This is a genomic window from Paracoccus isoporae, from assembly GCF_900101865.1.
Taxonomy (GTDB): domain Bacteria; phylum Pseudomonadota; class Alphaproteobacteria; order Rhodobacterales; family Rhodobacteraceae; genus Paracoccus; species Paracoccus isoporae.
In genome coordinates this window covers 399,139-419,391 of the sequence record NZ_FNAH01000002.1, presented here as the reverse complement: position 1 = coordinate 419,391, position 20,253 = coordinate 399,139, and the positions used below count along the sequence as shown (strand labels likewise).

16 protein-coding genes are annotated in these 20,253 nt (G+C 69.4%); 6 read left to right on the top strand and 10 right to left on the bottom strand.

Going from position 1 to position 20,253, the window contains the following annotated elements; genetic code table 11:
* Positions 1 to 36 precede the first annotated feature (36 nt).
* On the bottom strand, positions 37 to 2,319 hold the full coding sequence (gene metE / locus BLT73_RS05570; protein ID WP_090521919.1) for a 5-methyltetrahydropteroyltriglutamate--homocysteine S-methyltransferase: 2,283 nt from the start codon (positions 2,317 to 2,319) through the stop codon (positions 37 to 39).
* 100 nt (positions 2,320 to 2,419) lie between these two features.
* Between metE and BLT73_RS05565 the strand changes: the two genes are divergently transcribed.
* On the top strand, positions 2,420 to 3,292 hold the full coding sequence (locus BLT73_RS05565) for a LysR family transcriptional regulator (RefSeq protein ID WP_090521603.1): 873 nt from the start codon (positions 2,420 to 2,422) through the stop codon (positions 3,290 to 3,292).
* A 150-nt stretch (positions 3,293 to 3,442) separates the two neighbouring features.
* On the opposite strand, the gene BLT73_RS05560 is transcribed toward BLT73_RS05565, so the two are convergent.
* Positions 3,443 to 4,384: a ring-cleaving dioxygenase gene (locus BLT73_RS05560; protein WP_090521601.1), complete on the bottom strand. Its 942-nt coding sequence runs from the start codon at positions 4,382 to 4,384 to the stop codon at positions 3,443 to 3,445.
* Between the two features lie 118 nt (positions 4,385 to 4,502).
* Here BLT73_RS05560 and BLT73_RS05555 point away from each other — a divergent pair, with 118 nt between their 5' ends.
* From BLT73_RS05555 to BLT73_RS05540, 4 genes are all read left to right on the top strand, one after another.
* A complete protein-coding gene (locus tag BLT73_RS05555; protein WP_090521600.1) occupies positions 4,503 to 5,444 on the top strand; it encodes a LysR family transcriptional regulator in 942 nt (313 codons plus the stop codon).
* A gap of 47 nt (positions 5,445 to 5,491) precedes the next feature.
* A complete protein-coding gene (locus tag BLT73_RS05550; protein ID WP_090521598.1) occupies positions 5,492 to 5,776 on the top strand; it encodes a hypothetical protein in 285 nt (94 codons plus the stop codon).
* Between the two features lie 352 nt (positions 5,777 to 6,128).
* Positions 6,129 to 7,121: a sugar transferase gene (locus BLT73_RS05545; protein ID WP_090521597.1), complete on the top strand. Its 993-nt coding sequence runs from the start codon at positions 6,129 to 6,131 to the stop codon at positions 7,119 to 7,121.
* Between the two features lie 383 nt (positions 7,122 to 7,504).
* Positions 7,505 to 8,740, top strand: coding sequence for a lipid II flippase MurJ (locus BLT73_RS05540; protein WP_176804935.1), 1,236 nt, complete (start codon positions 7,505 to 7,507; stop codon positions 8,738 to 8,740).
* Here the strand turns inward: BLT73_RS05540 and BLT73_RS05535 are convergent.
* From BLT73_RS05535 to BLT73_RS05500, 8 genes are read right to left on the bottom strand one after another with little or no spacing between them, the layout of a single operon-like run.
* A complete protein-coding gene (locus BLT73_RS05535) occupies positions 8,737 to 9,621 on the bottom strand; it encodes a sulfotransferase family protein (RefSeq protein WP_090521593.1) in 885 nt (294 codons plus the stop codon). The two genes, BLT73_RS05540 and BLT73_RS05535, sit on opposite strands and share 4 nt — an antisense overlap.
* The gene (locus BLT73_RS05530; RefSeq protein ID WP_245727093.1) at positions 9,618 to 10,775 is read right to left on the bottom strand and encodes a glycosyltransferase; all 1,158 of its coding nucleotides are present in this window, start codon (positions 10,773 to 10,775) and stop codon (positions 9,618 to 9,620) included. Before BLT73_RS05530 ends, BLT73_RS05535 begins: the two co-directional genes overlap by 4 nt.
* Entirely contained in the window at positions 10,772 to 11,983 is a 1,212-nt protein-coding gene (locus BLT73_RS05525) for a glycosyltransferase (protein ID WP_090521915.1), read from the bottom strand. The genes BLT73_RS05530 and BLT73_RS05525 overlap by 4 nt, the downstream gene beginning before the upstream one ends.
* A complete protein-coding gene (locus tag BLT73_RS05520; protein WP_245727091.1) occupies positions 11,980 to 13,326 on the bottom strand; it encodes an O-antigen ligase family protein in 1,347 nt (448 codons plus the stop codon). The genes BLT73_RS05525 and BLT73_RS05520 overlap by 4 nt, the downstream gene beginning before the upstream one ends.
* Positions 13,327 to 13,365: 39 nt before the next feature.
* On the bottom strand, positions 13,366 to 14,565 hold the full coding sequence (locus tag BLT73_RS05515; RefSeq protein ID WP_090521590.1) for a polysaccharide deacetylase family protein: 1,200 nt from the start codon (positions 14,563 to 14,565) through the stop codon (positions 13,366 to 13,368).
* Positions 14,565 to 16,136 carry a GumC domain-containing protein gene (locus tag BLT73_RS05510; protein ID WP_176804933.1) on the bottom strand — a complete coding sequence of 524 codons (1,572 nt, stop codon included), beginning with the start codon at positions 16,134 to 16,136 and terminating at the stop codon, positions 14,565 to 14,567. Before BLT73_RS05510 ends, BLT73_RS05515 begins: the two co-directional genes overlap by 1 nt.
* A gap of 10 nt (positions 16,137 to 16,146) precedes the next feature.
* Positions 16,147 to 17,532, bottom strand: coding sequence for a beta-galactosidase (locus tag BLT73_RS05505; protein ID WP_090521587.1), 1,386 nt, complete (start codon positions 17,530 to 17,532; stop codon positions 16,147 to 16,149).
* On the bottom strand, positions 17,529 to 18,836 hold the full coding sequence (locus BLT73_RS05500; protein WP_176804931.1) for a polysaccharide biosynthesis/export family protein: 1,308 nt from the start codon (positions 18,834 to 18,836) through the stop codon (positions 17,529 to 17,531). Before BLT73_RS05500 ends, BLT73_RS05505 begins: the two co-directional genes overlap by 4 nt.
* A gap of 212 nt (positions 18,837 to 19,048) precedes the next feature.
* On the opposite strand from BLT73_RS05500, the gene BLT73_RS05495 reads away from it, so the two are divergent.
* Complete coding sequence (locus tag BLT73_RS05495) at positions 19,049 to 20,164, top strand: glycosyltransferase (RefSeq protein ID WP_176804929.1); 1,116 nt, start codon at positions 19,049 to 19,051, stop codon at positions 20,162 to 20,164.
* Positions 20,165 to 20,253 lie beyond the last annotated feature (89 nt).

Below are 20,253 nucleotides of genomic sequence, written 5' to 3'. Positions count from 1 at the left end.
GGCCATCCCATTGCGCGGCACAGCCCGGCCCATCGTTCAGGCAAGGGCGGGTTCGGCCAAAGCGGTTTCCGCCCGCAACGCCTTCGCGGCCTCGACCATATGGCTCAGCGTCGTCTCGACCTCCGGCCAGCCGCGCGTCTTCAGCCCGCAATCGGGATTGACCCAGAGCCGGTCGGCCGGGATCAGCCGCGCGGCTGCGCGCAGCAACTCGGCCATGTCCGCCGCATCCGGCACGCGCGGGCTGTGGATGTCCCAGATACCGGGGCCGATCTGGTTGGGATAGTCGAAGTCGCGGAACGCCTCGAGCAGATCCATATCGGATCGCGACGCCTCGATGGAGATCACATCGGCATCCATCGCCGCGATGGCAGGCAGGATGTCGTTGAACTCGGAGTAGCACATATGGGTGTGGATCTGGGTCTCGTCCGCCACCACCGAAGCCGCCAGCCGAAACGCCTTCACCGCCCAGTCGAGATACTCCGCCCGCTCGGCCCGGCGCAGCGGCAGGCCCTCGCGCAGCGCCGCCTCGTCAATCTGGATGATGCGCAGACCGGCGCGTTCCAGATCCGCCACCTCGTCGCGGATCGCCAGTCCGATCTGGCGGCAGGTGTCCGCGCGCGGCTGATCGTCGCGCACGAAGGACCATTGCAGGATGGTGACCGGCCCGGTCAGCATTCCCTTCATCGGCCGCTCGGTCTGAGCCTGCGCAAAGCTGGCCCAGCCCACCGTCATCGGCGCCGGGCGCGAGACGTCCCCGAAGATCACCGGCGGCTTCACGCAGCGCGAGCCGTAGGATTGCACCCAGCCATTCGCGGTGAAGAAGACGCCCGACAGGCGTTCCCCGAAATACTCCACCATGTCGTTGCGCTCGAACTCGCCATGCACGAGCACGTCGAGACCGAGCGCCTCCTGGCGCCGGATGCAGTCGCGTGTGCGCTCCTCGAGGAAATCGCGATAGGCATCGTCGCCCATCTGCCCCTTGCGATGGGCCGCCCGCGCGGTGCGGATCTCCGCGGTCTGCGGGAAGGAACCGATGGTGGTGGTCGGAAAGGCCGGCAGCGGCAGCGTTTGACCTTGTCGGGCGATGCGCGTGGCGAAGGGGCTGTGGCGCCGGTGATCGGTCTCGGTGACGGCAGCGGCGCGGGCCTTGACCGCCGGGTCATGGATCCGCGGCGAGGCGGCGCGCGACGCCTTGGCCGCGTCGGCGGCGGCAAAGGCCTCCGCCGCGGCCTGACGGCCTGCCTGCGCGGCCCCGGCAAGGGCCGCCACCTCGTCCAGCTTCTGCGCGGCGAAGGAGAGCCAGCTTCGGGTCTCGTCATCCAGCCCGGTTTCCCGGTCCAGATCGACCGGCACATGCAGAAGCGAGCAGGAGGGCGCGATCTCGACCCGGTCCGGCCCGAGCACGGTGACCGCGCGTTCTGCCGCGTGCAGCGCCCCGCTCAGATCCGCCCGCCAGATATTGCGCCCGTCGATGAGCCCCAGCGACAGCGTCCTGTCCCCGATCCGCGACAGCAGCGGCGCAAGCTGGTCAGGCGCGCGGACGAGGTCGACATGCAGCCCCGCCACCGGCAGGGCGCAGGCCAACTCCAGATTGTCGCCCAGCCCGCCGAAATACGTGGCCAGCATGATCTTCGGACCGCAGCGCGACAGGCGCGCATAGGCCGCGCGCAGCGCCGCGTCCTCCGCCTGTGTCAGATCGCGCACCAGGATCGGCTCGTCGATCTGCACCCATTCGGCGCCCGCCGCATCGAGGCTGCGCAGCACGGCGTCGTAGACCTCCAGCACCTGCGGCAAGAGCGAGAGCGGCGCGAGCCCGTCCGTCCTGGCCTTGGCGAGCGCCAGCCAGGTGACCGGGCCGATCAGCACCGGCCGGGTCTCGATCCCCTGCGCCCGCGCCTCCTGATAGGACAGAAGCGGGGTGTTCCCGGTCAGCGTGAAGCGGGTCTGTGCAGTCAGCTCCGGCACGATATAATGGTAATTCGTGTCGAACCACTTCGTCATCTCCATCGCCGGGGCGTCCTGTGTGCCGCGGGCCATGGCAAAGGCCGCGTCCAGCCCGCTCAGCCCGGAAAAACGCGGCGGGACCGCGCCCAGCATCAGCGTGGTGTCGAGCACCTGGTCGTAGAAGGAAAAATCATTCGACGGGATCCGCGCGATTCCGGCATCGCGCTGACGCGCCCAGTTCCGCGCCCGAAGCGCGGCGCCGGTCTGTGCAAGTGCCTCGGCACCGATCTCTCCTTTCCAGTAGGATTCCAGTGCCGTTTTCAGCTCGCGCCTCGCGCCGATGCGGGGAAAGCCCAGATTGGCGGCCTTGACCATGTCGATCTCCTTCACTGCATGTCGCTGCCTGCTTAGCCGGTGATTGAACATGACCGGAAATGGGAATATCTCACCAAGACATGACAGGGAGTCATGTCTGATGATCGATCTCCAGATCCTGTCCATCCTGCGCGAGGTGGACCGCCTCGGCAGCCTGACGCTGGCCGCGGATCGTTTGTGCCTGACGCAATCCGCGCTGAGCCACGCGGTGCGCCGGTTCGAGCAGCGCCACGACGTGCGGCTGTGGACGCGGGACGGGCGGCGGTTGCGGCTGACGGATGCCGGCGCCTATCTTCTGTCGCTGGCCAACCGGATCCTGCCGCAGCTCGATCACGGCCAGACCGTGCTGGAGGATTTCGCCCGCGGCCGGCGCGGCGCGCTGCGGATCGGGATGGAATGCCATCCGTGCCAGGACTGGCTGATGCGAGTGGTGGACCCGTTTCTGGAGAACTGGCCCGATGTCGATCTGGACGTGACCTCCGCGTTTCAGTTCGGCGGGCTGGCGGCGCTGATCGGCCATGAGATCGACATCCTCGTCACTCCCGATCCGATCGCCCGCGCCGGGTTGGACTACTTGCCGGTGTTCGATTACGAGCTGATGCTGGCGGTGGGCGTCGATCACAGATTGGCGGGACGGGCCCGCGCCCTGCCGGCGGATCTGTCGGCCGAGACGCTGGTGACCTATCCGGTGGCGAAGGAACGGCTGGATATCTATACGCGCTTTCTCGTCCCCGCGGGCGCCCTGCCGCGCCGGCATCGCACGGTGGAAACGACGCAGCTCATGCTGCGGCTGGTGGCCTCGGGGCGGGCGGTCAGCGCCACGCCCGACTGGCTGCTGCGCGAGGTTCCGGGGATCAGCGGGCTGCATCTGGGGGCGGGCATCGGCAAGACCATCCATCTGGGGATGCGCACGGGCCGAAGGCCGGATTTCATGGAGGGCTTCATCGACCTGGCCCGCGCGGCCGAAATCTAGCGCGCGATCGGTCTGCTCGTGCAGGCGGGTTCCGGCGCAACATGGCCGGCTGTGCGCAGGCGGCGCCAAGAAAGCCTTGCCCCGCGGCCTGCGCAGGGCACAAACGGGCCGCCGGGATGATCCGGCGGCCCGTTCAACCGCGGCGCGCGTCTAGTCGAGCGGCTTCAGCCCGGCCTCGATCTGCGCCCGGCGCGGCTCCAGGAACGGGGGCAGGGACAGCCTTTCGCCCATCGTCTCGAACGGCTCGTCCACGGCAAAGCCCGGACCGTCCGTCGCGATCTCGAACAGGTTGCCGCCCGGCTCGCGGAAATAGAGCGAGCGGAAATAATACCGCTCCACCTCGCCCGAGGAGGGCACGCGGAACCCGTTCAGCCGCTCGGCCCATTTGTGGATCGTATCCACATCCGGGGTGCGGAACGCCACGTGATGCACCGCGCCCGCGCCCTGACGCGCCACCGGCAGATCGGGCTGGACGGCCACATGCAGCTCGGCCGCGGGGCCGCCTTCGCCCATCTCGAACACATGCACCTGGCCCTCGCCATCTGGGCTGGCATAGTCGCGGACGCGGCGCATGTTCATCACCCGGCTCAGCACCGCCTCGGTCGGCTCCAGCTCCGGCACCGAGATGGTGATCGGGCCAAGCCCGCGGATCTGGTGCGCGGCCGGGACCGGGCTTTTCTCCCACGGATGCGCCGCGCCGGGCTGATCGGCGGTCAGGCGGAAACGCTGCCCCTCGGGATCCTCGAAATCGAGGCTGGCGCGTGTGTCCAGCGTTCCGATCTCGCCCGTGCTCAGCCCTTCGCCGCGCAGCCGCTCCGCCCAGTAATCCAGGCTCGCCTCATCGACACGCAGCCCGGTGCGGCTGATCGAGCGCGTGCCGCGCCGTTCGCCCGCAACCGGCCAGTCGAAAAAGGTCAAGTCGGTGCCGGGACTGCCTGCGCCATCGGCGAAGAACAGGTGATAGGCGGATGTGTCATCCTGGTTGACCGTCTTCTTGACCCGCCTGAGCCCGAGCGTCTCGGTATAGAAGCGGTTATTGCCGGGGGCGTCGGCGGTGATCGCCGTCAGATGGTGAATGCCTGTCAGGTCCATGTCGGGCCTCCTTTCGTTGACAACCATATTGCCACCCGGTCCGGTTCCCGCCAGCATCGCCGCCGCGAACCCGGCGTTCGCGGATTGCGAACACCGGGCTTGATGCTAACCTGCGGCCATGCGCTACTCGCTCGACGACATCGAAACCTTCCTGACGGTGATGGAGCTGGGCACCGTCACCGCCGCGGCCGCGCGGCTGAACCTGTCGAAATCCGTGGTCAGCAAGCGCATCTCCGAATTCGAGGCGACGCTGGGGGCGGCGCTGTTTCGGCGCAATGCCGGCCGCATCACCCCGACCGATGGCGCGGCGCGTCTGGCCGAACGGCTGCGCCCGGCGCTGTCGGAACTGGTGGCCGCGACCGAAAGTGCGGGCTGGGGCGTGGATGGGGCCGCCAGCCTGCGCGGACGCTTGTCCATCGCCGCCCCGATGAGTTTCGGGACCATGTATCTGGCCCCGGTGCTGGCGCGTTTCGCGGCGCGGTTTCCCGATTTGGATCTGCGGATAGAGTTCGACGACCGGCTGCGCGACCTGGCGCGGGACGGGTTCGACCTGGGGATCCGCATCGGTGCCCCGCGCGACACGGCGCTGATGTCGCGCAAGCTGTGCGAGGATCGCGCGGTGATCGTGGCCAGCCCGGACTACCTCTCCCGGCATGGGCGGCCGGACAGCCCCGCCGCGCTCGGCGCGCACCAGGTGATCGGATACAGCCATGTCGCGCAGGCCGATCACTGGCAATTCGCGCAGGGCGAGGCCGTCGCGCCCACGGCCTTGCCGAGCCGGCTGTCCAGCAATAACGGCGAGATGATCCGCGCCTTCGCCCTGTCGGGGCAGGGTCTGGCGCGGCTGCCTTGCTTCATCGTGGCCGATGGCCTGCGCGACGGATCTCTGGTCGAACTGCTGCCGGATCATCCGACCCCGCCCATGCCGATCACCGCCGTCTGGCCGACTGTGACGCCGATGCCGGCGAAGCTGCGGGTGCTGATCGACCATCTCGCCGCCGAGCTGGCCGGTGGCGCGCCCTGGCAGCGCCACGCGTCAAGTCTTCGTCAACCGGGATGAGCGATCATGACAGGCGCGACCGCAATGCCCCATGCCGGAGATACCTGATGCCGGTCACCGCAAAAGTCCTGTTGCTGGGCTACGGTGCGGCGCTGATCGCCGCCGCCCTCGCCTGGCCGATGGCCGGATTCTGGCCGGCCGTGCTGATCTTCTGGATCGGCGGGGCCGTCGCCACGCTGATCGCCGCGGCGATACTGACCTCGCGCCGCAGGGCAGGGCGCGAGGCCGGCGGTGGATTGGCAAGCTCGCGGCCGGAACGCGGCGGCGCGGCGGCTGATCCGCGTGCCGAGGCGCATGAGGCGGCACAACCCAGGCGTGCAAGCCGGCGCTGATCGTCTGTCATATGCCCGGGCGGCCGCGTCGCGCCATTAACCATCCCCTTGAGAAAGCTGAAAATTCCTCTGGCTGCGGTTCTCTCCGCGCCGCGAATCTGGTAAAAATTAATTAGAATGCTCCGGTTAGTTCGACTTGCCCGCCAGTATGGCGGGCGCTTTTTGGCCCGGCAGAAGCCCCGCCGATCAGCCTGACCAGAATGGCTCAGCCATCGAACGGCCATCAGACAAAATAACGAGACGACCGGGCCGGGGGGCATAGCCTGCACCCCCAAGGCTTCGGCAGCGCATGAGGCGGGCGGTCGGCCCGCGGGTCGTCAATTGTTGAAGAGTGCCGTGCAAGAGGTATGTGATGAAAGGTTTTTCGGGATACCGCATCGGGTTCCAACCGGGTAACGAGTTGTTCTACCGCAGCTATAACTTCCTTCTTGCCGCGATCTGCCTCGTGGCATTCCTGCCGCTGCTGCTGCTGATTTCGCTGCTGCTGTTCTGCACGCAGGGGCCGGAGATCTTCTATCGCGGCGCGCGGCTGGGACGCGATCAGAGACCCTTCCATATCCTGAAGTTCCGCACGCTGTGCAGCCGCCGCGCGCGCGAGGTGACGCGCGACCGCACCCTGCCGAAGGATGCCGGAATCGAGACCCCGCTTGGCGGAATGCTGCGCGAAACCCGGCTGGACGAGCTGCCGCAGCTTTTCAACGTGCTGCGCGGCGACATGAATATCTGCGGACCGCGCCCGGTCCGGGCCGAGATCGCGGAAATCGAGCGGCACCGGATTCCCGATTACGACCGCCGCTTCTCGGTCCGGCCGGGGCTGATCGGCCCGACCCAGGCCTATTTCAGCCACGGCACCAGCAAGCGGGTGCGGGCACGGATGAACAACCGGCTCGTGGCGCGCCCGGTCTCGCTTCTGGCCGAGCTGGGCCTGCTCGGGCGCGTCGCCTCGTCAATGCTGCTGCGGATTCTCGGTCGCGTCGGCGGCTGGACCATCCGCCGCGCCCCGCAGGCCCGGCCCGATATGTGGCTGGTCAGCCGGGGCGGCCAGCGGCTTTGCCTGGTGGAAAAGATCGGCCTGCGCCGGATCACCGCGCCGGGGCTGCCAGATGGCATGATCGGAGAGACCGCGACGCTCTATATCCGGCTGCGCGGCGGCGGGTTGCGCTCGGCCCGGATCGTGATGTCCGGGCCGAATGGCAGCGGCGAATACAGCTATACGGCAGAGAGCGAGTTCGGGGAATTCGTCATCGAGCGCTATGCGCTCGGCCTGGTGGTGGTGCGGCCTGAACTCTCCGTCGCGGCCCCGCAGACCGTGCGGCCGGCCATGCTGGAACGGGTCGGCGCCTGATCGATGACCGGCGTCGCCCCCGATCCGCGCGCCGTGGCTGACCGGCCGTCACCGGTGCAGCGCCGGATCTCGCTCATCCCCTCCGGCCTCGCACAATTCGCGGGCCAGGCGCTCGGTATCGTGATCGCGGTTCTGGTTTCGCATCTGATCGCACGGCGCATGGGCGTCGGGGCAGAGGCGGACGCGTTCCTGCTCGGGCGCCGGCTCGTCACCAGCCTTACCGAGGCGCTGAACCAGGTCGCGGTGATCCTGTTCATCCCGCTGATCGCCGCAGGCATGGCATCCGGCATGCCGGTCGGGCGGATCCTGCGCCGGGTCGGTGGTGCGGCAGCGTTGACGGGGCTGATCCTTGCGATTGGGCTGGCGCTCGCCGCGGGGGCATCGTGGGCAGCGTCGCCCCCGGTTTCGACCCGGACACGGCAGAGCTGGCGCGCAAGGTCATCATCCTGCTGGCCGCCGCCTTGCCCGCCACGGTCGCCACCATCGCCTTTTCCGCCTGCTGCAATGTCTCCGGCCGCTTCGGCGCGCCGGCCAGCATCCGCCAGATCCCCCGCGCCGCAGTGGCCCTGGCGCTGTTGCTGGGCGGCGGATCGGTCCTGGCCTTGCAGGCCGCGGCGGCCTTCAGCGCCGCCTATCTGCTGGTCGCCCTGCTGACCGGGCTTCTGGCCTGGCTGGGCGCCGCATCCGACCCCGCCGCAGCGCGGGGTCAGACACAGCCGGCACCGGATGGCGCGGCGACACTGCTGCGGCGGCGCGGGCTGGCGGCGCTCGTCCTGACCGTCTCGGCCCTGGCGGCGATCTGGATGGAGACCGGCTTTGCCGCGCGGATGGGGCAGGGCGCGGTCGCGGCGCTGGATTTCGGGCAGCGGCTCGGCGCGCTGTGCGGCAACACGCTTGCCACGGCGCTCGGGCTGGTGGCCTTCACCGAGATGGCGCGGCAGGCCGCCGCGGGCCATGCCGCGACACTCGGCCGGCGCTTCTGGCAGGCGATGCTGGTCGGGCTGGCGCTGCTGGTGCCGGTGCAGGTCTATGTCGCCGTCAACGCCGCCGCCATCGTGGATCTCGTCCTCGGCCACGGCAAGATGACCGAGGAGGGCGCGGCGCAGATCACCGCATTGCTGCGCATCATGGCCTTCGCCCCGCTCGGGGCCTTCATCCTGCGCATGCTGATGGTGCGCCTGCTGGTTGCAGAGGCGCTGCCCATGTTGCGCCTGACCCTTGTTGCCTCGATGCTGGATCTGCTGGCGCGGCTGATCCTGTTCATTGTTTTGACGCCGCGGCTGGGTCTGCTGGGCATTCCGGTCGCTCTGGCCATCGCCCCGCTTGCGCCGATCCTCTATCTGGGGCTGGCCCTGAGCCGCCGGAACTGCCTGGATGGCCGGATCTCGCGGCCGGTGATGATCCTGCCCGCCCTGGCATGTCTGCTGGCCGCCCTGGTGATCGCCATGGGCAGCGCCGCCGCGCCGATCATTGCCGATCCCGTGCATGGCGCATTGGGGGGCGCGCTGCGATCCGGCAGCATCGTGCAGCTTGCGGTGTCCGGTCTCGCCGGCGCGGCGGTGATGCTGACCGCGGTCCGGGTGCTCGGGCTGAAGCGGATGCTCAAAGGCGGGGCCTAATCCGGGCGATAGCCGGTCTTCAGCCATACCCAGTCCGGCCAGTCCGCCCCGCGTGCCGCGCGGCGCCGATCCGCCACCCGGCGCAGCGCAGCCGTGGGCAAGACCCGGCTGGCCGCATCGGCGCCGCGGATCAGCCCATGATCGACGCGCGAGAGCGTGCGTGTCCCGCTTCGTCCCGCATGGCTGCTGTTCGGCGCGAAGGCGCTGTCGAGCGCCTCGGGCGTTACGTCCAGATCGAGGAACCGCACCAGCCTGTCGCGCGAACCCTGCGCATCCGACAGCATCTCCTCGTACCGGATCAGCAGCGCATTCTGCCGCCCCGCCGCAAAGCGGCGCAGCGCATCCTGATGGAGCCGGTTCGCCGCCGTGCCCCGGATGATATCCGCGACCCTGCGCCAGCCCCGGCGCGGCTCGCGCCCATAGGCCGCGAGGCGTGACGCGATCAGCGACCGGCTGTCGCGGGTCACGCAGAGGAACCGTGCATCCGGGAATCGCGCCGCCAGCTCCTCGGCCAGCAGGCTGTGATGGGGCGATTTCTCCAGCCAATGCGCGCAGCCCCGACGCCGCGCGAACTCATCCATCACGGCGCGGAACACACCGCCATAATTCACCGAGCGGCGGATCGCGTCGTCCAGGATGCAGGTCTCCAGCCCGGTCAGCAGGAAATAGTCCGATGCCTCGAAGGCCGTGCGGAACCGTGCCCGCGCGCCTGGATCGGCAAACCGCCCGAACGCGCGGGCGAAATGCGAGAAGAACACACTTTCATGCACGCCGCGATGTTCCTCAGCCGTCACCGCCGCCACCGCCCCCGATCCCGCCAGCATATTCGCCAGCCAGGTCGTGCCCGAGCGTTGCAGGCCGAGGATGAAGATCGGCGTCATGGACGCGGCTCCGGCTCCCGCGCCGGGGTCCAGAGCAGGCTCTTGCGCCCGGAGATGTAGCGCCAGAACCCCCGTGCCATGGCCAGATGCGCCATCACGACGAATCCGGCCACCGCCACCGCCTTGATTCGGCGCAGCCGCGGGATGAGCAGACCGGCCAGGGCTGCGAGGTAGAACAGGATCTGCACGGCGGCGATGGCGCTGTAGAAGGCGCCCTGTCCGATCAGCAGCAGGCTGCTGGCGAACAGCAGCGCCAGAAACAGCGGGTTGAGCCGCCGGACCAGCTTGTGCGAGATGAGCTGCCAGGCATAGAGCCCGTGGCGCAGCGGGTTCATCAGCCCGGCCACCCGCATCAGGCTGCGCCAGCCCCGCTCGGAGGAGCGGATGCGGCGGCCCATCTCGGCCCCGGCCTGTTCGGTGACGCGTTCGACGGTTTGCGCATCCGGCTCGAACACCAGCCGGCGGCCGGCCGCCACCGCGCCGGTCGAGATGATGAAATCATCCGTGCAGCCCGGCGCGGGCGCAGCGGCCAGTTCGCGCCGCATCGCATAGACCGAGCCCTGCGCCGACACCGCCCCGCCCAGCCGGGACTCCGCGCGTTTCAGCGCCTGATCGTAGCGCCAGTAGAGCGATTCCGCATAACCCATCCCGCCGGTGCCGCGCGTCGAACGTACGGTGATCCGCCCGCAGACGCCGCCGATCTGCGGGTCGGCGAAATGCCGCAGCAGCGCCGCCAGCGATCCGGGCTCCAGCATGGCATTCGCGTCCGAGAACACCACCACGTCGCCCCCACATTCCAGGAGCCCCAGCCCAAGCGCCTCGGCCTTGCCGAGCCGCGGCGCCGCGATCACCGCGATCCGCCGGTCGCGGACCGATCTGGCGCGGGATACGGTGTCGTCGCTGGATCCGTCCGAGACCAGCACGATCTCGACCTCGGCGCCGCCGCTGTCGAGCGACAGGCAGTTGCGCAGCTTTTCGGCGATGACCGGCGCCTCGTTATAGGCCGCGATCAGGAAACTGACCCGGCGCGGCGGCGGGCCGGATGCGGATCGTCGCGCCGGCAGGCATGCCGCAAGCGCCAGCAGGATCAGCCCGTAACCCGCAACACTGTAGAACAGCATTGCGGCGGACACCCAGAATATCGCCTCGATCATCGCATTTCCTCCATCAGCCGGGCCAGGCGTTCTGCGTTCTCCTCGACCACGTATTCCGCGGCGACGCGGGCGCGACCGCGCGCGCCGATGGCGCTTGCCGCCTCCCAATCCGCAGCGATGGCGGAGATCGCCGCGGCGATGGCGGCGGGATCGCCAGGCGGCACCAGCCAGCCGGTGACGCCGTCCTCGACCAGCTCCGGGATGCCGGACAGCGCGCTGGCGATCAGCGGCAGGCCGTGGGCGAGCGCCTCCATCGCGACGACCGGGATGCCTTCGACCCGCCCCTGCGCGCCCATGACCGAGGGGACCACGGCCAGATGCGAGCTCGCGAAGGCCTGCGCCACCTGCTCGGCGGGCTGCGCGCCCGCAAAGCGGATGCGGGTGGACAGACCCAGCGTGGCGGCCTGCGCGCGCAGCGTCTCCTCCAGCGGGCCGCCGCCGAGGATCCGGGCCTGCCAGTCCAGATCGCGGGGCAGGGCGGCGAGCGCGTCGATCAGATGCCGCACGCCTTTCTTGGGCATCAGCGAGCCGACATAGAGGATGCGCAGCGGCCCGCAGCCGGGCGGGGTCGGCAAGGGACCGGCCAGACGGTCCCGGCTGACCCCGCAGCGCACCAGCTGCAATTTCTCGCGCGGCAGGCCCGGCAGGTTTTCCAGCCGCGCCAGGTTGTGGCGGCTGATCGTGCGCAGAAAGCGCGCCGCCCGCGCCTTCTCCGGAAGCAGCGCCTGCGAGACGATGAAATCATTTGCATGGGCCGAGAAGCTGAAGCCGATCCCCGCGGCCTCGGCCGCGATCATCGCGACCGTCGCCGGATGGCCGGCAAATTCGCCGTGGATGTGATCGACGCGGTTGCGCCGGCACCACCGCCCCAGGGCCAGGGCCTTCGGCAGGCAGGCCAGCACTGCCAGCCCGCGCATCGGCTCGCGCCGGTGACGATCCAGGATCAGCCCCAGAAGCCGCGCCACCCGCCGCGGCGCGCGCCCGGTTTCCATCGCCGCCGCCCCCAGCGTGGCAGGCGCGAGATAGCCGAAGCTGAACGCATCGCGCATCACCTCGGCCATGAAGTCATGGACCACCTCGCGGCTGCGGAACCGCTTGATATGGAACAGCCGTGCGTCATGGCCCATGCGCCGATACGTGACCAGGTTGCGATAGGCGAAGGTTTCGGTCACCTTCGGGAACTCGCTGACGATCACCACGATCTTCATGCGCCCTCCCATGCCAGCCGGTTGCAGCGGTGAAGCGCCGCGGCGATGCCGGGCAGCAACCAGCTGTATTTCGTGTATTCATTGGGCAGGAACAGGCTGACCAGCAGATAGGCGAAGAGCCCGAAGCGCAGCGCCACGGCCTGAACCCGCATCGCCTCGCTGGCGGGGTGGCGGATCACCGCGCCGAGATGGCGCATGGCCGCGATCAGCATGGCGAAATAGGCCGCGCCGCCGATCAGCCCGTACTGGACGAGAACCGAGAGATACATGTTGTGCAGTTCCCGCCCCAGCATGGTGCGGCCGGGCAGGTGGCGATACTCCGGGTCGGTGAAATGATGGACGAAATTGCCCGGCCCCAAGCCAAGCAGCGGATTGCGCGTGAACAGGTCCAGCCCGATGATGTTATAGGTCATCCGCCGCCCCAGCGTGTGATCCGCCGCGCCGCCGAAGAAGGAGGACAGGCGCTGCCAGTACTCCGCCGGGATCAGCGGCAATGCGGCGATCATCATCAGCAGCACCAGCCCCGCCACCGGCACCGCAAAACGCGCATGGCGGTGCCGCCAGCCGATCAGCAGCGCCACAACTGAGAAGCTGAGCGCGGCGGACCGGGCGAAGGACAGGATCAGCGCCCCGGTACCGATCGCCACCGCCATCAGCAGCAGGACGCGGCGCTGCCGCGTCTCCATCGCGTGGGACAGCGCGACCACCACACCGACCAGCATCAGCGATGCGGCAGTGGTCGGGTTGTAATCCGATCCGCCCGAGGAGCGCGAGACGCCTTCCACCGTGCGCGCCGTGGTGGCGGCGTCTGACTGGGCGAACAGCTGCACGCCGAGGGCGAAATCCGCCCCGAGGATCAGCGCCGAGGCCACCGAGGTGGCGACGAGCACACAGATCAGCAGCGCGACCCGGCGCGGCGTATCGGCCAGCACCACGACCAGAAAGGGCAGCAGCAGCAGGCTCAACAGCTTTTGCAGGCTGGACAGCGCCATCGCCTTGTCCTCGGCGAAGATGGCCGAGACGAACCCGATCGCGACGAGGCAGACGCCCGCCACGATCACCGGCTCGCGCAGCGCATCGTGGATATTGCGCCGCAACCGCGGGCCGTTCAGCAGTATCGCCAGCACGGTCAGCCCGCTCAGCAGTTTGAAGGCCGAGACCGGCAGAAAGCCGAACAGCGTCTTTTCGACCGCGTCCAGATGCGCGAACACAGCCAGCGTGGCCAGCCCCAGGAAGGGCTGGGCCAGCAGGGCCACGCATCCCAGCAGCGCGACGCCCAGCCCGATGGCAAGCGGCGCCGTCCCGGCCATCCCGGCCAGCAGGACCGACACAGATCCGGTCATCGCTGCGGTGCCGGTGACAAGGGGCCAGGCGAGGCGCATTCACCCAGCCCCGCCATAGCCGGAGGGACCAAGCCTGCGACGCCGCATCCGCGCCGCGAGCGCCAGCAGCAGATGCCAGCCCAGCCTTCCCGATGCGGAGGAAACCCGTGCGCGCAGCCACAGCCCCTCCAGCCAGATTGGTCCGCCGCCAAACGCCCGGTCCTGCACATGCACCCGGCTGAGCCGGAACGGATCCTCGCCCACCCGGTTGTCGCCGCGCCCGCCGGTCACCGCCTCGTAGCCGCAGCGCCACGCCTCGGCGATGCCGGTCTCGCAGCTTCGGTCGAAGGGCCAGGCGAAGACGCGCGGGGTGCGGCCGATCAGCGCGGCGAAGCGGGCCTGCGACTCCTGCATGGCGGTTCGGATCCGGGCCTGAAACGCAGCCTCGGTTTCCGGCCCGGCGTCGTGCCACCAACGGCCCGACAGGACGGAATCACTCTCCGGCACCGGGCTGCCGATGGCGAGTTGCGGCGGGGGCTTATCCCGCAGAAACCAGTCCGCCTTGTCGCCCGGCGTGACCGCCCAATGCAGCGGAGTGTGCCGGCGCCAGTTCCGGTCGGTGATCCGGTCCACGATGCGATCCGACACCGGAATGCGGCCGTGATCGCACCCATGCGCCTCGATCTCGAACAGCGGGTCGGCATCCATCCCGCGCATCTCTGGCGCCGTCATGTATCCCGCCCAGGGCTGCGGCCCATCCGGGCGGCGCTGCTCCGTTCCGGCGACGAAATCGCAGGAGATGAAGAACATGGCGGGCATGTCGAATTCCCGCAGGAGCGGCGCGGCAAACAGGAGATTATCCAGATAACCATCGTCGAAATGCAGGATGACGCTGCGCCGCGGCAGGCTCTCACCCGCCGCGCGCGCAGCGATCAGGCTTGCGGTCGGGATCACCTGCCAGCCGCCGTGGCGCAGGACCGAGAGATGACGCCGGAACACCTCTGGCCGGACGCTGGTGTTCTGCGCCCAGGGCAGCCAGGACGCATCCGGCGAGACGCTATGATAGACGAGGATCGGGACGCCGCCCGGATGATGCAGCACAAGCGCGGCCGCAATCCCCCCCGCCAGCAAGGCAAGCGCCGCCCCCCAGCCGACACCGGAGAGCGCCATCACCCCCGCGCCGATCCCGCCCAGCCCCAGGGCAAGCGCGGCCAGCCGGAATCTCCGTTGTCGGCGCAGGCGCCGATCCACACCCGCCATCACGTCTGAACCGCCAGAAACACCGGCGCGGCGGTGCCGCCGTCGCGCTTGGCCAGCCGCGCCAGCTCCTCCGCCTCGACGCGGCCGGCGGTGACGCCGATGATCGTGGCCGTGCCATGGCCGTTCGGCCAGTGATCGAGCTGCGCGACCGGCGGCAGGGCGACGATGCGGGGCAGGGGGGGCTGCTCGCTGGCCGAGGGGACGGAGATCTTCACCGCGGCCTCGATCAGACGGGCCAGACGGGCGATCTCCTCCCGCGTGCCGAAGCCGGTCACATGGATGCGCCGATCAGGCCATCGCCCGGCCCCGTCGATCAGGAATTGCCGGCCCAGCTCCTGCGCGAATCCATGCAGCGCGGCCGGGGCGGGGCGGCCGGGCCGCGCCAGGCTGCGCCGCGCCTGCGCGATCAGCCGCCCGGTCACATTCGGCAGCGCCCGCGTGCCCACTGCGCGACGCAGATCGTCGCTTGTGCGGACGCGGCCATCCAGAACATCGAGCGCCATGACCGGCACCAGCGTCAGCACCGCCCCGGCCACGGCTGCAACCACCGTGTTCACCAGCGTTTTCGGGAAGGCCGGATAGAGCGGCGCGCGCGCCGCGCTGACCACGCGGACCTGTTCCATCCGCACCTGCCGCGACAGCGCCGCGCTGACCGCGCGTTCCTGCAACTGCGACAGCGCCGCCTGGGCCTGCCGGATCTGCTGGTCGGTGCGGTCGATCTCTGCCTCGGTCTCGGCATGGCGGGCCAGGGCCGCCTCGGCCGCGTCGAGCGCGGATTGCAGCGCCGCGCTGCGCTCCGCCGAAACACCCGCCCGCGCACTTGCCAGCAGCGCCTGTTCCGCCACGTCGCGCCGCCCCAGCAGGATCGCGCGCACGCTGTCCGATCCGCGCTGATCCGCATCGCCGTCCAGTTCGCGCCGACGGCGCTGCAGATCGGCCAGCAGATCCTGCTGATCGGTCTGCATCTGCGCCAGCGTGGCATCGAAGGCCTCGGCCTGATCGCGGAAATCCCGGCTGGCCGTGTCGATATAGGCCTGCGCGAGCGCATTCGCCGCCCGTGCCGCCAGCTCCGGGTTGTCATGCGAGATCTCGATCAGCAGGATATAGGAGCCCTCGACCACCTCCACCTCGGTCGCGGAAATCAGCTCGTTGACCATCCGCGTGCGCGCGTTGGCGGGGATGAAATAGCCGTAATTCAGCCGCGCCCAGTTCCGCCAGACCGACGCCTTGAACCTGTCCAATGCGCCCGGCGCGGATTCGGGCAATGCGCCGCCGGCCTCTTCCAGCAGGATGTCGATGGCGCGTTCGGCCACTTCGCGGCTCAGGATCCGCTCGATATGGGTCTGCACGATGATCGTCGCCGGGTTGAACTGGCTGACCCCCATGAAGCCCTTGTTGAACATCAGCGCCTCTTCCGAGGGCTGCATGTTCACCGTGACCCGGCTCTTGTAGATCGGCATCGCGCTTTGCAGCAGCAGGCTGAGCGCCAGGGCCATCGCGGCGGCCCCGAGCGCGCCGATCACGATCATCCGGCGATATTGGCGGAGAAGTTCTGAATAATGGTTCAACATCTGCGATCGGTCATCTCGGGTCTGGATTGGGGGAGAGCAGGGCCAGAAGGCCGGGGCCGGACAGGGTCGGCGCCCCATCGGGGCAGGATGCCGCATCGCCGTGCAGAAGGCCGGTGCTGGCCTGGCTGAGACAGAAGCTTTCCGCACCCTCGCGCGCGGCGCTCAGGCGGACCGCCGCCGCGGCCTCACCCCAGCCGATGCGGATGGCCGGGGCCCCGCCGCGCCGCAGCTCGAATTCTTCCGTGCCGCGCCGGACGATCTGCGTGTCAGCCGCGATCAGCCGCGACAGCAGGCGATAGGCGAAGACGCCGGGTTTGGGGCGCGCATCGGCGGAATACAGCGCCGTGCGCGCATTGCCATAGGTCGCGCCCTCGCTCTCTCCCAGCCGGAACCACAGGCAAAATTCAGCCCCCGCGGCGAGCGCGCCGAGATTCCGGGCCAGCACCGCGGTGAAATGCGCCTCGGGGGAGTAGCTGCCGCCGTAATCCAGGCTTGGCCCCCCGCATTCGGAGGAGAGGACCGGCCGCCCCGACAGCTTGCGCAGCAAGGCGAGGCGGGGCGCGTCGCGCGCCTCGGGGCCATAGAGATGCGCATCGGCCAGATCATAGGGCGCCTGCGCCAGCACCGGCCGCACGCGGTCGCGGATGATCGCGCCGATCTCGGGGCCGCGCATCTCTGCCCGCGTCAGCACCGTCTCGGATTCCGCATTCCAGCGCTGCCGCACCTCGATGTCGCGCCCGCTTTCCGCGACCAGAAGCACGTCCAGGTTGAACGCCGCGAGCCCGCCCAGAACGAACAGCGCCGAGGGATCGGCCAGCTTCACCGCATCATGGCTGTCGCGCAGAAATTGCAGCAGCTCCTCCGTGCTGCCGGCCCAGCCACCGGAGCGGTTGGTGTCGCTGATCCATTCATTGGCGGCCTGCCAATACCGGACGCCGCCTTTCAGCCCTGGCATGTCGCGGCGCCCGTCACCGTCATAGCGCTCCACCACGCGCGAGACGAAACGCCGCCAGAGCTGCGGATCGCTGGGGCGGGCGTTCCTGACCTTGCGCGTCTCCGGGTCGGTGCCCCATCCGGCATCCGACTCGAAGGTCAGGAAGGGCGCGATCCCCAGCGATTGCAGCGCCGCGATGCGGCCATCGAGCGCGGAGAAATCGAACTTCCCCGGCGCCGGCTCGACCCGGCTCCAGGACACGGACAGCCGGGTGACACCAATGCCCGCCTGGGCGAGATAGGGGTAGTATGTCGGGTCGCTGCCCGGAAAGGCCAGGCCCAGCCGGGGGTTGGGCGCGGCCGTCAGACGGGACAGCTCAATCTGCGCCGGCTCGGCGGCGGAGGCGGGTGCAGCCGCGCAAAGAAGCGTCGCCGTCAGCAGAAATTTGAAGATTCGGGTCATTCTGGCCTCTCCCCGGCGTTCTCGCCGATCATCACCTGCAGATGATCGCCCGGCCGCAGAAGACTGTCGGACGTGGACGGGATCTGTGTCACCCCGGCGGCATCGCGCCGCCTGATGAGGTAGCGCGGGCCGGGCTCGGACAGATCACGCACGGTCTCCCAGCCGAATTTCGCCAGGAACTGCCGGGCGCGGCGCATCTCGCTGCGGATCTGCAGGATCTCGCTGGCCAGCGATGCCAGCTCTTCCGCGATGGCCGCCCGGCGGGCCATTTGCGCGGCGTTCAGCCCGTTCTGCGCATCCGCCACGCGCTGTCGCGCCTCTGCCGCAAGCGCCACCGCCTCCAGCTCATCGGCCCGGTATCGGTCGGCGCTGACGCGCAGCGCCAATTGCCGCTCGGACAGGGCCAGCCCGCGTTCGGAGAGTTTCTGCTGGCGGTCGAGCTCCTCCAGCGTGGCGTCGAGCTGGCGCCGGATCAATGCCTGGCGGTCGCCGTAAGCCCCGGCTTCCTCGGCGGCGAGATCCTGCTTCGCCCCCGCTTCGCGCGTGCGCTGCGCCTGTTCCGTCGCGCGGAGATCGCGCAGATCCGTCTGCACCGCCAGCAGGGCGGCTGCATCCGGGCCGATCAGTTCCGCGACCTGTTCCGGCACCGCCGCCATCCCCGTCCCGTCCCGCTCCGCCCGCAGCCTGGCCTGCCGCATCAGCCGGTCGGCAAGCTGGACGCGCAGCGTGGCGTATCGCGTGGCCTCTGCCTCGATCCGCATCTGTGCCGCGGTGTCATCGCTTGCGACGCCACCGCCGACGCCGCCGGCCAGGGCAATGGCGGCGGCCGCATCCATATCGGGCAGGAAATCGATCCGCCCCGGCGCGGCCACCGCGCCGCTGACGATGACCGGGCGGTAAGACACCACCTCCGTGGTGACGGAAAGGGGCTGGCCGAACGCCTCAGCCAGCCGGGTCTCGATCAGCGACTCCAGCCCCGCCGCGCTCAGCCCCGCCGCCGTGATGCGGCCAATGACGTGCACGGAGATCGTGCCGTCCGCCGCCACGAGGTAGTCACGCGAGAGATCGTCCCGTGACATCACCGACAGCGCGACGGTGTCGCCGGGCTGAAGGGCAATGGTCGGGGCCGAGTCGCTTTGGCTCGGGTCGGTCTGGCTTGAGTGGGTCTGGGCCGTGTCGGTCTGGGACGCGTCGGGCAGGGTCGGGTCGGGCCGAACCGGCTCGGGCTGACCCGCAACCGGCTGTGCCGCACCCGGCGCGGCAGGCGACAATAAAAGCGCAAGCGCCATTCCGATCAGGCGCACAAACCGTCGTGTCGCGTTAAAGTTCATACTTATTAAATGCTTACATGCGTGACCGAGTCATCTGTGACGTTGGCCGAGACGCGGAGCCATTGCCACCGCCATGTCAGATGATGGTTAATCATAGCCCCGGTTTGAAAATCCGCCCCGGATTAACCCTTTCGCCAGGGTTTTCCGCTAATCGGGGCGGGTCAGTTGCCCCGAAAGCCAGTGCCATGCCCATCGTTCCGGCCTTTTTCCTGCCGCATTTCCGCCATGGCGGGGCGGAGGGTGTGGTGCTGGCGCTGCTTCAGCATCTTGATCGCGCGCGCTTCGTCCCGCTGCTGATCCTGCAGCGGCGGGAGGGGGAGTTGCTGGCGCGGCTGCCGGGCGATGTTGCGGTCCGCGCATTGACCCATCCCAACGGCCCGCGCGGCGTGATCGAACTCGCGCGGCTCTATCGGCGCCACAAGGTCACGGTGGCGGTCACGGTGACGAATGCGGCGAGCCTGTCATCGCTGCTGGCGGCGCGTCTGGCCGGGAATCTCCCGACGCTGGTGACGGAGCACACGCCGCTCTCGGTGTTTCTGGACGAGGCCAAGCGGCCGGCCCTGCGCCGCGCCGCGATCCGGCATCTCTATCCGCGGGCCAGCCTGACCGGCGGCCCGCTGCCCGAGATCGGAACCGATCTGAACACCCTGCTGGGAACCGCGGCGCCCGATTTCGTGACCCTGCCGAACCCGGTGATCCCGCGCGCCGGGGCGATGCGCCCGCTCAATCAACAGCCGCGGCGGATCGTCAGCGTCGGCCGGCTGGCGCCGGAGAAGCGCTTCGATCTGCTGATCGATGCCTTCGCACTGCTGCGGGCCGAATGCCCGGAGGCGGAGCTGGTGATCCATGGCGAGGGATCGGCCCGGCCGGGGCTGGAGGCGCAGATCGCGCGGCTCGGGCTTGTGGGCGCGGCGTCCCTGCCGGGCTATGCCAGCGACATCGCCGCGGTTCACCGCCAGGCCGATCTGTTCGTGTGCAGCTCACGCCGGGAAGGGCTGGGGAATGCGATGATCGAGGCGATGGCGTCCGGGGTGCCGGTGGTCAGCGTCGATTGCCCCTTCGGTCCGCCACGCTTGCTGCGGGACGGGCGGGCCGGGCGGCTGGTGGACGATCACCGGCCGGCTCCGCTCGCTAAGGCCATGCAGCAGATGTTGCAGGACGGCGCGCTGCGGCAGCAATGCGTCACGGAGGCTTTGTCGGTTGCCGCCGCGTATGAGATTGCACCGGCCGTGCGCCGCTACGAGGAGGCAATCGCGCGCGCGATAGGCCGCGCCGGAATGGCAAGGCGCGGGGAGCATTGACCGGCACGAGATGGGACCAATGGCGGGAGTAGCGAGGCCGGTCTTGCGAAGGGCGGAGCACATGACGGGATCGCCGCCCGCCCGCCGGC

What these genes read in the sequence shown, in the direction of transcription:
- metE (WP_090521919.1), bottom strand. Translation starts at nt 2,319, where the DNA reads ATGGTCAAGGCCGCCAATCTGGGCTTTCCCCGCATCGGCGCGAGGCGC.
- BLT73_RS05565 (WP_090521603.1), top strand. Translation starts at nt 2,420, where the DNA reads ATGATCGATCTCCAGATCCTGTCCATCCTGCGCGAGGTGGACCGCCTC.
- BLT73_RS05560 (WP_090521601.1), bottom strand. Translation starts at nt 4,384, where the DNA reads ATGGACCTGACAGGCATTCACCATCTGACGGCGATCACCGCCGACGCC.
- BLT73_RS05555 (WP_090521600.1), top strand. Translation starts at nt 4,503, where the DNA reads ATGCGCTACTCGCTCGACGACATCGAAACCTTCCTGACGGTGATGGAG.
- BLT73_RS05550 (WP_090521598.1), top strand. Translation starts at nt 5,492, where the DNA reads ATGCCGGTCACCGCAAAAGTCCTGTTGCTGGGCTACGGTGCGGCGCTG.
- BLT73_RS05545 (WP_090521597.1), top strand. Translation starts at nt 6,129, where the DNA reads ATGAAAGGTTTTTCGGGATACCGCATCGGGTTCCAACCGGGTAACGAG.
- BLT73_RS05535 (WP_090521593.1), bottom strand. Translation starts at nt 9,621, where the DNA reads ATGACGCCGATCTTCATCCTCGGCCTGCAACGCTCGGGCACGACCTGG.
- BLT73_RS05530 (WP_245727093.1), bottom strand. Translation starts at nt 10,775, where the DNA reads ATGATCGAGGCGATATTCTGGGTGTCCGCCGCAATGCTGTTCTACAGT.
- BLT73_RS05525 (WP_090521915.1), bottom strand. Translation starts at nt 11,983, where the DNA reads ATGAAGATCGTGGTGATCGTCAGCGAGTTCCCGAAGGTGACCGAAACC.
- BLT73_RS05520 (WP_245727091.1), bottom strand. Translation starts at nt 13,326, where the DNA reads ATGACCGGATCTGTGTCGGTCCTGCTGGCCGGGATGGCCGGGACGGCG.
- BLT73_RS05515 (WP_090521590.1), bottom strand. Translation starts at nt 14,565, where the DNA reads ATGGCGGGTGTGGATCGGCGCCTGCGCCGACAACGGAGATTCCGGCTG.
- BLT73_RS05510 (WP_176804933.1), bottom strand. Translation starts at nt 16,136, where the DNA reads ATGTTGAACCATTATTCAGAACTTCTCCGCCAATATCGCCGGATGATC.
- BLT73_RS05505 (WP_090521587.1), bottom strand. Translation starts at nt 17,532, where the DNA reads ATGACCCGAATCTTCAAATTTCTGCTGACGGCGACGCTTCTTTGCGCG.
- BLT73_RS05495 (WP_176804929.1), top strand. Translation starts at nt 19,049, where the DNA reads ATGCCCATCGTTCCGGCCTTTTTCCTGCCGCATTTCCGCCATGGCGGG.